Source organism: Pseudomonas sp. TE3644, assembly GCF_056278815.1.
Window position 1 is genome coordinate 4,770,078 of sequence record NZ_JBWBQF010000001.1, and the last position, 13,582, is coordinate 4,783,659.

The 13,582-nt window shown below is 66.2% G+C and carries 10 protein-coding genes; 7 read left to right on the plus strand and 3 right to left on the minus strand.

Annotation, left to right across the window (positions count from 1 at the left end):
• The first annotated feature begins 231 nt into the window (after positions 1-231).
• Genes ACZ9GA_RS21055 through ACZ9GA_RS21065 form a run of 3 tightly spaced genes read left to right on the plus strand, consistent with a single transcriptional unit; the run spans position 232 to position 4,403 of the window.
• The gene (locus tag ACZ9GA_RS21055; RefSeq protein ID WP_457363679.1) at positions 232-891 is read left to right on the plus strand and encodes an ABC transporter ATP-binding protein; all 660 of its coding nucleotides are present in this window, start codon (positions 232-234) and stop codon (positions 889-891) included.
• A gap of 1 nt (position 892) precedes the next feature.
• The gene (locus ACZ9GA_RS21060) at positions 893-3,337 is read left to right on the plus strand and encodes an FtsX-like permease family protein (RefSeq protein WP_457360918.1); all 2,445 of its coding nucleotides are present in this window, start codon (positions 893-895) and stop codon (positions 3,335-3,337) included.
• Entirely contained in the window at positions 3,327-4,403 is a 1,077-nt protein-coding gene (locus tag ACZ9GA_RS21065; protein ID WP_457360917.1) for a lipocalin-like domain-containing protein, read from the plus strand. The genes ACZ9GA_RS21060 and ACZ9GA_RS21065 overlap by 11 nt, the downstream gene beginning before the upstream one ends.
• A gap of 110 nt (positions 4,404-4,513) precedes the next feature.
• Here the strand turns inward: ACZ9GA_RS21065 and ACZ9GA_RS21070 are convergent, their stop codons facing one another.
• A complete protein-coding gene (locus tag ACZ9GA_RS21070) occupies positions 4,514-5,236 on the minus strand; it encodes an autoinducer binding domain-containing protein (RefSeq protein ID WP_457360916.1) in 723 nt (240 codons plus the stop codon).
• Positions 5,237-5,527: 291 nt separating this feature from the next.
• On the opposite strand from ACZ9GA_RS21070, the gene ACZ9GA_RS21075 reads away from it, so the two are divergent.
• The 4 genes from ACZ9GA_RS21075 to ACZ9GA_RS21090 all read left to right on the plus strand — a co-directional run bounded on the left by ACZ9GA_RS21075 (position 5,528) and on the right by ACZ9GA_RS21090 (position 10,977).
• On the plus strand, positions 5,528-7,300 hold the full coding sequence (locus tag ACZ9GA_RS21075; protein ID WP_457360915.1) for an N-acetylglutaminylglutamine amidotransferase: 1,773 nt from the start codon (positions 5,528-5,530) through the stop codon (positions 7,298-7,300).
• 3 nt (positions 7,301-7,303) lie between these two features.
• Complete coding sequence (gene ngg, locus ACZ9GA_RS21080) at positions 7,304-9,049, plus strand: N-acetylglutaminylglutamine synthetase (RefSeq protein ID WP_457360914.1); 1,746 nt, start codon at positions 7,304-7,306, stop codon at positions 9,047-9,049.
• Between the two features lie 107 nt (positions 9,050-9,156).
• Entirely contained in the window at positions 9,157-10,338 is a 1,182-nt protein-coding gene (locus ACZ9GA_RS21085) for an osmoprotectant NAGGN system M42 family peptidase (protein ID WP_457360913.1), read from the plus strand.
• A gap of 183 nt (positions 10,339-10,521) precedes the next feature.
• Complete coding sequence (locus ACZ9GA_RS21090) at positions 10,522-10,977, plus strand: REP-associated tyrosine transposase (protein ID WP_457360912.1); 456 nt, start codon at positions 10,522-10,524, stop codon at positions 10,975-10,977.
• Positions 10,978-11,081: 104 nt separating this feature from the next.
• Here the strand turns inward: ACZ9GA_RS21090 and ACZ9GA_RS21095 are convergent, their stop codons facing one another.
• Together ACZ9GA_RS21095 and ACZ9GA_RS21100 are read right to left on the minus strand one after the other, a co-directional pair.
• On the minus strand, positions 11,082-11,366 hold the full coding sequence (locus ACZ9GA_RS21095) for an Rdx family protein (protein WP_457360911.1): 285 nt from the start codon (positions 11,364-11,366) through the stop codon (positions 11,082-11,084).
• A gap of 8 nt (positions 11,367-11,374) precedes the next feature.
• Positions 11,375-13,498, minus strand: a complete 2,124-nt coding sequence (locus tag ACZ9GA_RS21100) for a FimV/HubP family polar landmark protein (protein WP_457360910.1) — start codon at positions 13,496-13,498, stop codon at positions 11,375-11,377.
• Positions 13,499-13,582 lie beyond the last annotated feature (84 nt).

Sequence of the window (13,582 nt, forward strand, 5' to 3'; positions counted from 1 at the left end):
AGCTTCGCTCGGTCCCACATTTGTTTCGGGCCAATTTTGTCGGTGAGACCACCTCGACCGCCTTGTTGGCTCGACACAAATCCGCAGTGAGCAAACAAGGCGGACCAGGCGATGGCACTGGCCTAACTGGCCCGAAACAAATGTGGGACCGAGCGAAGCTCGGGAAGCGCCGCGCGGGCGGCGCGCGATCGCATGAACACCAAAAACCTAAAGCCCAACACCCAGGCCCCCATGCTAACCATCCACCAACTCCACAAATCCTACCCCACCCCCCAAGGCCCCCTCCCCGTGCTGGCCGGGGTCGACCTGCACCTGCCCCAGGGCCAGAGCCTGGCCCTGATGGGCGAGTCCGGCAGCGGCAAAAGCACCCTGCTGCACCTGGTAGCCGGCCTGGATCGCGTCGACAGCGGCCACATCGAAGCGAACGGCCAGGCGCTGGAACACCTCAACGAGCGCCAACTGGCCGACTGGCGCCGCACCGGCATCGGCCTGATCTTCCAGCAGTTCAACCTCATCACCAGCCTGAGCGTGGCCGACAACCTGGCCTTCCAGGCACGCCTGGCGGGGCGCCATGACCCGGCCTGGAACACCGAACTGGCCGAACGCCTGGGCCTGACCGCGATGCTCGACCGCTACCCCGAACAGCTCTCCGGCGGCCAGCAGCAACGGGTAGCCCTGGGCCGTGCCCTGGCTTCGCGCCCGGCGCTGTTGCTGGCCGACGAGCCCACCGGCAATCTCGACGAACACACCAGCGCCCAGGTGCTGGACCTGCTGCTGCAACTACAGGCCGACACGGGCTGCAGCCTGCTGATGGTCACCCACAGCCCGGCGATTGCCGCACGCCTGCAACGCCAGGTGGTGCTGCACGCAGGCCACGTGCAGGCGCGCTGACATGAACCGCTTGCGCTGGACCCTGGCCGCCCTGCTCAGCCATTGGCGCAAACACCCGGTGCAACTGGCCAGCGTGCTGGCCGGGCTGTGGCTGGCCACCGCGCTGCTGATTGGCGTGCAAGCCCTCAACGGCCAGGCCCGCGCCAGTTACGCCCAGGCCAGCGAACTGATCGGTGGACGGGCGCAGACCAGCCTTGCCCCCGCCCAGGGGCAACGCCTGCCGCAGGCACTGTTCGTCGAGCTGCGGCGCCAGGGCTGGCCGGTGTCGCCCGTGCTGCAAGGCAGCGTCACCCTCAACGGCCAGCGCCTGCAAGTGACGGGGATCGACCCGCTCAGCCTGCCGCCGAATACCTCGCTGGCCGGCCAGGTGCCGTCCCAGGACCAGCTGTACGCCTTCATCGGCGAGCCCGGCCAAACCTGGGTGGCGCGGCAGACACTCACCAGCCTGGGGTTGAGCGAGGCTGCCAGCCCCCTGCCCGGCCTGCCCCCCGTGCACGCGCGCAACGACATGGCGCCCGGCGTGCTGCTGATGGACATCGGGCATGCCCAAACCCTGCTTGGCACCCGCGAACAACTGTCGCGCCTACTGCTGCCAGCTGATTTCAAGGGCGAGCTGCCCGCCAACCTGAGCGACCAACTGCGCTGGCAACACAGCGACCCGGGCCAGGATATGCAGCGCCTCACCGAGGCCCTGCACCTGAACCTCTCCGCCCTGGGCCTGCTGGCCTTCGTGGTGGGACTGTTCATCGCCCAGGCCGCCATCGGCCTGGCCCTGGAGCAACGCCGCAGCCTGCTGCGCACCTTGCGTGCCTGCGGTGTGGCCCTGGGCGTGCTGATCGGTGCGCTGGTGCTGGAACTGGTCCTGCTGGCCCTGATCGGCGCCAGCGCCGGCGTGGTCAGCGGCTACCTGTTGGCCAGTTTGCTGCTGCCTGACGTCGCCGCCAGCCTGCGCGGCCTGTATGGCGCCGAGGTGGGCAACCAGCTCAGCCTGGGTGTCGGCTGGTGGCTGGGGGCAATCGGCCTGGGCCTGGTCGGCGCCCTGCTGGCCGGCGCCCAGAGCCTGTGGCGGGCGGCGCGTCTGCCGCTGCTGGCACTGGCCGCGCATCAAGCCTGGGCGGGCGCCCACCGTCAGTGGCTGCGTCGTCAGGGCGCAATCGCCGTCCTGCTGGCGCTGGCGGCCCTGGCGCTGGTGCTGCTGGGCAACAGCCTGGCGGCGGGCTTCGCCCTGTTGGCGTGCCTGCTGCTGGCCGCCGCCCTGGCCCTGCCGGTACTGCTGGACCGCCTGCTGGCCCTGCCCCGGCCCCGTTCGGCGATCGGCCAATGGTTCCTGGCCGATTGCCGCCAGCAACTACCCGCCCTGAGCCAGGCCCTGATGGCGCTGCTATTGGCGATGGCCACCAATGTCGGCGCTTCGAGCATGACTGAAGGCTTCCGCCAGACGTTCAGCCACTGGCTGGAGCAACGTCTGGTGGCCGAGTTGTACGTGCGCCCCATGGACGCCGCGCAAACCGCCCACCTGCAAACCTGGCTGGCCCAGCGTGGCGAGGTCAGCCGGGTGCTGCCGGGCAACCAGCAGGACGTCAGCGTGCAGGGCTGGCCGGTGGAGGTGCATGGGGTGATCGATGATGCGCTGTACCGTGAGCACTGGCCCCTGCTGCAGGGTGTTTCCGGCAACCCGTGGGACCGCCTGTTCGGCAGCGACAGCCTGATGCTCAGCGAGCAACTGGCCCGCCACCTGCACCTGAACCTGGGCGACCAGTTGACCCTGCCCGGCCAGGTCGCCGGCCCGCCGCTGACCGTGGTGGGCATTTACGCCGACTACGGCAACCCCAAGGGCCACGTGCTGATCAGCGCCCAACACTGGCAACGCCTGTGGCCCGGCCAGCCCGCCACGCGCCTGGCGCTGCGGGTGCAAGCCGACGCCGTGCCCGCGCTGAAGGCAGCCTTGCAGGCGCAGTTTCATCTGGAGGACAACCGCGTGGTTGACCAGGCGCAGCTCAAGGGCTGGGCGGTGCAGGTATTCGAACGCACCTTCAGCGCCACCAGCGCCCTGGACAGCCTGACCCTGACAGTGGCCGCCGTGGCGCTGTTCATCAGCCTGCTGACCCAAAGCGACAACCGCCTGGGCCAGCTCGCGCCACTGTGGGCCCTGGGTGTCAACCGGCGGCAACTGGTGGTGCTGAACCTGGCGCAGACCTGGCTGATGAGCCTGCTTACCCTGACACTGGCGCTGCCCCTGGGCGTGCTGCTGGCCTGGTGCCTGGTGGCCGTGGTCAATGTCCAGGCGTTCGGCTGGCGCTTGCCGTTGCAGGTATTCCCAATGCTGATGCTGATGTTGATGGGCTGGGCATTGCTGGCCACCGCACTGGCCTCGGCCTGGCCCATGGTCCGTCTGCTGCGCAGTCGCCCCACCGACCTGCTGCGGGTATTCGCCGATGAACGTTAAAATCTGGCTGGTGGCCTGCCTGCTGCTGGCCGGCTGCGACGCACCATCACCGCCGCCGCCCCAAGGCTTCGCCGGCCTGGGCGCGCAGGTGGACGGCTTTACCCAGGTACGCCCCGGTGCGCCGTTGGTGTTCCCCCGCGATCACGGCCCGCACCCCGACTACCGCATTGAATGGTGGTATGTGACCGCCAACCTCACCGCCACCACAGGCGAGCATTTCGGTGCCCAGTGGACCCTGTTCCGAAGTGCCCTGGCACCTGGCGCCGAAGCCCCGGGCTGGAGCCATAAAACCATCTGGCTGGCGCACGCCGCTGTCACTGGTATCGATTTTCAGCACAGCGCCCAGGCCCTGGCCCGTGGCGGTATCGGTCAGGCCGGCGTGCAGGCCGTGCCGTTCGCCGCCTGGATCGACGACTGGCGCCTGGAGGCCACGGGCGACAGCGGCGACAACCTCGGCCAGCTGCACCTTACCGCCCACGGCAGCGACTTCGCCTACGACCTGACCCTGCGCACCGACCGCCCCCTGGTGTTGCAGGGTGATCACGGCTACAGTCGCAAATCCCTCCAGGGCCAGGCCTCGTGGTACTACAGCCAACCGTTCTACCAGGCCCAGGGGCACCTCACGGCCCAGGGCCGACAGTGGCACGTCAGCGGCCAGGCCTGGCTGGACCGCGAATGGAGCAGCCAACCCCTGGCCGCCAACCAGCAGGGCTGGGACTGGTTTTCCCTGCACCTGGACGACGGCAGCCAGGTCATGCTGTTCCGCCTGCGCCAGCAAGGCGGCGCCGACTTCATCAGCGGCAACTGGATCAGCGCCAACGGCCAGGGGCAGGCGTTGAACGGCGAACAGATCGAACTGAAGCCGCTGACGGCCTCCTCCACCCTGGACGGCCACGCTGCTCCCACCCAGTGGCAGCTGCGCATTGCCGATCACGGCCTGGACGTGCGGCTTGATGCGCTGAATCGCGATGCCTGGATGAAGGTCACGCCACCGTACTGGGAAGGCCCGGTGCGCATCGAGGGCAGTCGGGGAGGTTGGGGGTACCTGGAGATGACTGGCTACTGAGTCGAGCATCACGCGTAGCAATGCAGACGACCCCGTACGGCGTAGGAGCCGACCTTGGTCGCGATGCAGACGACGCCGTTTCAAGACCGTCGCCGCTACCGTACAGCGCTTCAGATCAACCCCGACAACACCGTCTTCACCACCGCCGACAGCTTGTTGCACACCCCCAGTTTCTCGATGCAACGCGCGATATGGAAATTGACCGTGCGCTCGCTCAGCTTCAGCACCTTGCCAACGTCCACCGATGTCAGCCCCATCGCAGTCCATTTCAGCACTTCCAGCTCACGGGACGACAGCGAGGCCTGCGCGACGCTGTCAACGATCTGCTGCTGCACTTGAGCTTCGATGCGAGGCACCAGTGCGCTGTGCACCAGGTTGGTCAACCACAGCACGTCGCCGGTCTTGTCGTTGAATTCCTGCGTGCTGATTACATCCTGGCTGCGCGCCAGGCTCAGCAGGCAACTGGCCCCGCGCCCGCTGTGCACCGCCTGGGTCAGGCCGTACCGCAGACCGTGTCGTTGATAATCCCCCCACAACTCGGGGTTGGCCTCGAACAGTTCATCCGTCCATAACATCGGCAGTTGCGCCAACAGGCTTTTTTGCAACATGGGATCGTTTTTTGAGCAATGGTTATCGCGATAAAAACAATTCCAGGCCAAAGAGTAATTATTGCGTTTGTACACTTTGTTTTGACCCAGCGGCCGGTGTACAAAAATATTGATACTGCATTGCTCATAGCCTAATTCCCGGGCAGCCCAGAGCACGGAATCAAAGATCGCATCCTCCGAATTATGAGGAGCAAACCGGTCGAGGCACGTCGGGGTCCATTGCATGTTTTTTCCAGGCAGTAATCGGATCCAATAATACTTAGTTCGACTATAGATCAGCACTATCTGGTGACCAAGATTTTCTGGCACCCACTCATCCGATTGGAGCCAGAGCTCTAAATCGATTGATTATTAACAATTACTCAGAAATAAATGTGCTCCATCCTCATAAATCTTCGGCCGGAAAAAATCGCTTTATAACCTTTTGATCTAAAACTCCTGCAAGCCACCCCGGTCAGTTCCTTAAGCGCGCCTGGACCGGGCGCCCCTCCCCAACGGAACAACCGGTAAGGAATTATGTGCGGATTAGCAGGTGAACTTCGTTTTGACCATCAACCGGCGGACCTCGCCGCCATCGAACGCATCACCCACCACCTGGCCCCCCGTGGCCCGGATGCCTGGGGCTTCCACAGCCAGGGGCCCATCGCTTTAGGGCATCGGCGCTTGAAAATCATGGACCTGTCCGACGGCTCGGCGCAGCCCATGATCGATCAGCAACTGGGCCTGTCCCTGGCCTTCAACGGCGCCATCTACAACTTCCCGGAACTGCGCGCCGAACTTGAGGCGCTGGGCTATGCCTTCTATTCGGGCGGCGACACCGAGGTGCTGCTCAAGGGCTACCACGCCTGGGGTGAAGCGCTGCTGCCCAAGCTCAACGGCATGTTCGCCTTCGCCATCTGGGAGCGTGACAGTCAGCGTCTGTTCATCGCCCGCGATCGCCTGGGCGTCAAGCCCCTGTACCTGTCGCGTACCGGCAGCCGCCTGCGCTTCGCCTCGGCGCTACCCGCACTGCTGAAGGGCGGCGACATCAGCCCCATGCTCGACCCGGTGGCCCTCAACCACTACCTGAACTTCCACGCCGTGGTGCCTGCGCCACGCACGCTGCTGGCCGGCATCGAGAAACTGCCGCCCGCCACTTGGCTGCGGGTGGACGCCGAAGGCAACACCGAACAGAAAACCTGGTGGACCCTGCCCTACGGCCCCCACGCCGACGAAGCCAACCTGACCCTGGAAGACTGGCGCGATCGCGTGCTGGACAGTACCCGCGAAGCGGTTGCCATCCGCCAGCGCGCCGCCGTGGACGTGGGCGTGCTGCTGTCGGGCGGCGTGGATTCCAGCCTGCTGGTGGGCCTGCTGCGCGAAGTGGGTGTGCAAGACTTGTCGACCTTCTCCATTGGCTTTCAGGACGCCGGCGGCGAGCGCGGCGACGAGTTCCAGTATTCAGACCTGATCGCCAAGCACTACGGCACCCGTCACCACCAATTGCGCATCGACGAAGCCGAGATCATCGAGCAACTGCCGGCCGCCTTTCGCGCCATGAGCGAGCCCATGGTCAGCCATGACTGTATCGCCTTCTACCTGCTGTCGCGGGAAGTGGCCAAGCATTGCAAGGTAGTGCAAAGCGGCCAGGGCGCTGACGAACTGTTCGCCGGCTACCACTGGTACCCGCAGGTGGATGGCGCCAGCGACCCGTACGCGGCCTACCGCGAAGCGTTTTTCGACCGCAGCTACGCCGATTATGCCGCCACCGTGCAACCGGCCTGGCTGACGCAGAACGACGCTGCCGGTGATTACGTGCGTGAGCACTTCGCCCAGCCGGGCGCCGACGCTGCCGTGGACAAGGCCCTGCGCCTGGACAGCACGGTGATGCTGGTGGACGACCCGGTCAAACGCGTCGACAACATGACCATGGCCTGGGGCCTTGAAGCGCGCACGCCGTTCCTGGACTACCGCCTGGTGGAATTGTCGGCCCGCGTGCCGGCACGCTTCAAGCTGCCGGACGGTGGCAAGCAGGTGCTCAAGGAAGCTGCGCGCCTGGTCATCCCTAGCGAAGTGATCGACCGCAAGAAAGGCTACTTCCCGGTGCCGGGCCTCAAGCACCTGCAGGGCAACACCCTGAACTGGGTGCGCGACCTGCTGCTGGACCCCAGCCAGGACCGTGGCCTGTTCAAGCCGGCCATGCTCGACCAGTTACTGACCAATCCCCAGGGCCAGCTCACCCCGCTGCGCGGCTCCAAGCTGTGGCAACTGGCGGCCCTCAACCTGTGGCTGAGCGAACAAGGAATCTGACCGATGAAACCCCACGCCACGGCCTACAACCAACGCCTGCTGCGCGGCCAGTCGCCGACCTACGAGCGCCTGCAGGCACGCTTTGCCGAGGACGGCAGCGTGCCCGACCAGCATCCTCACGCCGTGCATTGCGGCTGGGGGCGCCTGCTGATCGGCCACACCTTCCCCGACCCCGCCAGCCTGGCCGCCGAGCTGGTGAACGAACAACAGGGCGAACGCGACATTGCCCTGTACGTGGCCGCGCCGCAGCAAGTGCTGGCACAGGCGCCGCATCAGTTGTTCCTGGACCCCTCCGACACCCTGCGCCTGTGGTTCACTGACTACCGCCCGGCGCAGCGGGTGTTTCGCGGCTTCCGCATCCGTCGTGCGCAAAGCGAAGCCGACTGGGACGCCATCAACCAGCTGTACCTCAAGCGCCGCATGCTGCCCATCGACCCCACCCGCCTGACCCCGCGCCACCAGGGCGGCCCGGTGTACTGGCTGGCCGAGGACGAGGACAGCGGCCAGGTGATCGGCAGCGTCATGGGCCTGAACCACCAGAAGGCCTTTCACGACCCCGAGAATGGCAGCAGCCTGTGGTGCCTGGCCGTGGACCCGCGCTGCACCCGCCCCGGCGTGGGTGAGGTGCTGGTGCGCCACCTGATCGAGCACTTCATGAGCCGCGGCCTCAGCTACCTGGATCTGTCGGTGCTGCACGACAACCGCCTGGCCAAGAACCTCTACGCCAAGCTGGATTTCCGCACGCTGCCCACCTTCGCCATCAAGCGCAAGAACGGCATCAACCAGACGCTGTTCCTGGGCCCTGGGCCGCAGGCCGAGCTCAACCCGTATGCTCGCATCATCGTCGACGAGGCCCTGAGCCGCGGCATCGAGGTGCAGATCGACGATGCCGACGCCGGCCTGTTCACCCTGATCCACCGCGGCCGGCGCATCCGCTGCCGCGAATCGCTGTGCGACCTCACCAGCGCCATCAGCATGAACCTGTGCCAGGACAAGAGCCTGACCCACAAGGTGCTCAGCGCCGCCGGCCTGAAGCTGCCGGCCCAGCAACTGGCCGGCAGCGCCGATGACAACGAGGACTTTTTGCAGCAGCACCGGCGCATCGTGGTCAAGCCGGTAGACGGCGAACAGGGCCAGGGCGTCGCCGTGGACCTGGACAACCTTGACGATGTGCAGCAGGCCATCGAGCACGCCCATCGGTTCGACAGCCGGGTGCTGCTGGAGAGTTTTCATGAGGGCGCCGACCTGCGCATCGTGGTGATCGGCTTCGAAGTCGTGGCCGCCGCCATTCGCCGTCCGGCGCAGGTTGTCGGCGACGGCAAGCACAGCATCGGCGCCCTGATCGAAGCCCAGAGCCGTCGACGCCAGGCCGCTACCCAGGGCGAAAGCCGCATCCCGCTGGACCACGAAACCCAACGCACCCTGCACGCCGCCGGCGTGGATTACGACACCGTGCTGCCGGCAAGCCAGGTGCTGGCCGTGCGCCGCGCTGCCAACCTGCACACCGGTGGGCATCTGGAGGACGTCACCGACATCCTGCATCCGACCCTGGCCGAAGCCGCCGTCACGGCGGCACGGGCCTTGAACATTCCGGTCGTTGGCCTGGACCTGCTGGTGCCGGCCGCCGATCAGCCGGAGTACGTGTTCATCGAAGCCAACGAACGCGTGGGCCTGGCCAACCACGAGCCACGCCCCACCGCGCGCAAGTTCATCGACTTGCTGTTCCCCCATTGCCAGGTCCTCACCTGACCTAACGTAGCCGCTGCCGCAGGCTGCGCTGGCCCTGTGCCCCACTGCACATCAGCAGCGCACACAAGGGCCAGCGCAGCCTGGCGGCAGCGGCTACAGGAGTTGCCATGAGCATCAAGATCCCCGAACCCGACACTCAATACCTGCAAAAAGTCCTGCTGGAGATGCTCGCCATCCCCAGCCCCACCGGCTTCACCGACACCATCGTGCGCTACGTGGCCGAGCGCCTGGAAGAGCTGGGCATCCCCTTCGAGCTGACCCGCCGCGGCACCATCCGCGCCACACTCAAGGGCCGCCAAAGCTCGCCCGACCGCGCCGTGTCGGCGCACCTGGACACCATCGGCGCCAGCGTGCGCGCCGTGCAGGACAACGGCCGCCTGTCGCTGGCGCCCGTGGGCTGCTGGTCCAGCCGCTTCGCCGAGGGCAGCCGCGTCAGCGTGTTTACCGACAACGGCGTGATCCGCGGCAGCGTGTTGCCGCTGATGGCCTCCGGGCACGCCTTCAACACCGCCGTCGACCAACTGCCCGTCAGCTGGGACCACGTGGAACTGCGCCTGGACGCCTACAGCACCACCCGCGCCGACTGTGAAAGCCTGGGCGTCAACATTGGCGACTTCGTGGCCTTCGACCCGCTGCCCGAATTCACCGACAGCGGCCACATCAGCGCCCGCCACCTGGACGACAAGGCCGGCGTCGCCGCCCTGCTGGCCAGCCTCAAGGCAATCGTGGAAAGCGGCCAGCAACCGCCCATCGACTGCCACCCGCTGTTCACCATCACCGAAGAAACCGGCTCCGGCGCGGCCGGCGCGCTGCCTTGGGACGTGAGTGAATTCGTCGGCATCGACATCGCCCCCGTTGCCCCCGGCCAGCACAGCAGCGAGCACGCAGTCAGCGTGGCCATGCAGGATTCCAGCGGGCCCTATGACTACCACCTGTCGCGACACCTGCTGAAACTGGCCCAGGACAATGACTTGCCCGTGCGCCGCGACCTGTTCCGCTACTACTTCAGCGATGCGCATTCGGCGGTGACGGCAGGGCATGACATCCGCACGGCGCTGTTGGCATTTGGTTGTGATGCGACCCATGGCTATGAGCGTACGCACATCGACAGCTTGCAGGCGTTGGGGCGGATCTTGACCGCCTACATCCTCAGCCCACCGGTGTTCGCCAGTGATGCCAAGCCGGCGCATGGGTCGCTGGAGCGGTTCAGTCATCAGCTGGAGCATGATGCGCAGATGGAGAGCGAAACGCGGGTGCCGGCGGTGGATACGTTGGTGGGGCAGAAGTAGGTTCTGTGGTGGCTGTTTCCCGAGCTTCGCCCGGTCCCACAGGGGCGGCGTGCGCGCCTGCCCTCACCTGTGGGACCGGGCGAAGCTCGGGAAGCGGCCAGACACACCCCGAAAACCATCCAAAGCCCCTACGAACGCTACGCGAGGTAAGGTATTCCTTCCCCACCAGGACAGGGCAAGGGAATGCCAATCTTCCAGGAAAACCGCCTACGCATCGGCCGGGTTTCAGAACCCGGCCGCATCTACCTGATCACCACCCGCACAGTCCGGCGGGAACCCGCCTTTGCCCACTGGCCCACCGGGCGGCTAGTGGTGCGTGAAATGATGCTGGAAGAACAGCGAGGTCACGTACGCAGCATCACCTGGGTCCTGATGCCTGATCATCTCCACTGGCTGGTCGAACTGGTAAGCGGAAACCTTTCAGAAATGGTCTGCCGGGTCAAAGCGCGTTCGGCTTTGGCGGTCAATGCCGCGCTGGGCAGGTCTGGAAGCCTGTGGCAGAAGGGGTTTCATGACCGGGCTGTGCGCAGGGAAGAAAACCTGAAGCACCTTGCGCGGTACGTGATTGCCAATCCCATAAGGGCGGGGTTGGTGAAGCGGGCGGGGGATTATGTGTTGTGGGATGCTGTTTGGCTTTAGAGGGGGTGGCCTTTTCCCGAGCTTCGCCCGGTCCCACAGGTTAGAGCGTGCGCAGGCCCTGACCTGTGGGACCGGGCGAAGCTCGGGAAGCAGCCACCGCAGTCTCAGCGATCGTTATGCCCCAGATCCCGCTGCGGATCGATGCAATCCCTCACCCGCTGCTTCAGCACCTTGGCCTCCGGGAAACCGCCGTCGGCCTTGCGCTCCCAGATCTGCACGTTGTCGCAGGTGATGCGAAACACCCCGCCCGTGCCGGGTTCCAGGCTGACGCGGCCCAGGTCGTCGGCGAAGGTGCTGAGCAGTTCCTGGGCCAGCCAGGCCGCGCGCAGCAGCCACTGGCACTGGGTGCAGTAGGTGATGACCACGTGTGGGCGCGGGGTGTCGGTCATGGGCTGGCTCACGCGATTTTCGACAGCATGTGGCGGGCGGCCTGTTTGTAGGCCTCGTCGCCTTCGCGCAGCAGTTCATGCAGCAGGTCTGAGGCACTGCTCAGGTCGCCCTCGTCGATGCAGCTTTGCGCCTGCTCCAGCTTCTGCGCCGATTCCTCGGCACTGTCCTGATTGTCGAAGTCCACGGTCAGCGAATCCAGCTCGGGCAAGTCGGCGCCGGCCACGAAATTGTCCAGGAAGGCGTCGTCCAGGCCGTCATCGGCCACCGGCGACTCTTCCTCGGCGAAGTCGCTGAGGAATTGCTCGTCGGGCATCTCGAACACGTCGGGAAATTCCTTGAGGTTGCTGGCGAACTCCACATCTACCGGTTCGGCGGCCTCGGCAGGTGTTTCGCTGCCTTTGCGCGCCGGGGCCGGGTCGAAGGGGCTCACCAGGTCCCAGTCAGCGTCCATGGACAGGTCGTCGAGGTTGAGCTGGAAGTCGTCCATCGGCTCGTCCACCGCTGCCGGTTTGTCGACAATGGCCGGCGCCACGGCGGCTACCGCAGCCACCGCCGCCGGTACCACCACGGCCGCAGCCGGCGCGGCAACTGGCGCGGGCGCGGGCGCTGGTACGGGCTGCAGTTTGGGGTAATGACCGCGAATGGCGTCGATTTTCTCGGCGCTGAAATCCTGCGCCAGCAAGGCGCGCTCTTCCTCGGCAAAGCCGGCCACATCGCCCTGCTGGCCCAGCACTTCCAGCAGGCGCAACCGCAGGTCGGTGCGCTGGGGTTCTTTCTGCAGCCCTTCGCGCAGGATGGCGCAGGCTTCGTTGAAACGACCGTAGGCGATGTAAATGCTGGCACCGTCCATGGCGTCGGTGGCCGGGCCACTGTCGCGACGCGGCGAGGCACTGCCCGACTCTTCCCCGGCCAGTTCGAGCGCCGGTGCAAGGCCGGTTTGTGCCGGTTTGATCAGCACGTCGTCATCGACCGCCAACGGCGGCTCGGCCGCCACCAGGGCCTCTGCCTGACGGCGGCGGTTGTAGACCAGCCCGCCCAGCAACAGCAGGATCAGTACCACGCCCAGGATCGGCAGCCACGGTATATCGCTGCTGTCATCGACCACAGGGGTCACGGGCACTGCAGGGGCAACAGGGGCTGCCGGTGCGGCCGGCTTGCCGGCCGTGCGGGCCTGGGCCAGTTGCTGCTGCAACTGCAGCAGTTGCTGGTCCTTGCTGTCCATCTGCGCTTGCAGGGCCAACAGCTTGCCGTTGAGCTCGTCGACGTCCTTGTGCAGGGCCAGGTCGTCCGTCGTGGGCAGCGGGGCAGTTGGCGCATCGGTGATCGGCGCCACGGCAGGCGGCGCCGCGCTGGCCACCTGGGCAGGCGACGGGGCAGGCGCGGCGCTCGGCAGCACGGCGCTGTCAGGCAGCAACAGGCTTTGGCCGGCCTTGAGCTTGCCCGGGTTCAGCGCCCGCAGTTCGCGGGACAGGGTGTTGGGTGGCGTGGTGGTGCCGGCGGCCTGCAGGCGCTTGCTGATGCTCCACAGGGTGTCGCCCTTCTGCACCTCCAGGCGCTTGTTCTGGGTAGCGGGCGGCAGGGCCTCTGGCGCGCGGGGTGCAGCGGCACGGGGGGCTGGCACAGGGGTTGCGGCCGTGCTGGCGGCACTGGCGATGCTGCTGACCGGCGCATCGTCGAACTTGGGCGCTGGCGGCAGGCTGACGGCACCCGGCGGATCGATCAGCACGGTGAATTCACGCAGCAGCTGCCCGCTGGGGCGGTTGAGCTGCACCAGGAAGTCCAGATACGGCTCGGTGACTGCCTTGCTGCTGGTCACGTGGATGAACTTGTTCGGCCCCGTAAGCACCGGCGTAAAGCGCAGGTCGTTGAGGAAAAACGCCCGATCCACCCCGGCGCGCGCGAACTCCTCGGCGGTGGCCAGGCTCACCGACAGGTCGGCGGCGGCCAGCCCCTGGGCATCCACCAAAGCGATATCGGCGTTGAGCGGCTGGCCCAGCGAGGAATGCAGGGTGATGTCACCCAGGCCCAGGGCCTGCGCCTGGCCGGCAAAGGCGGTCAGGCAGGCAACCAGCAGACACGTGGTGGTCGATGTGGAAAAGGCCCCGAACATGGCCCGTGAACGCTCTAGCATGAGAATCCCTTGAGGAACCTGCTTCCTGTCTTTCTGGTTATAGACTGCGAACCCGCGTTTCTCAAAGTACCGGGCACCTGCGCG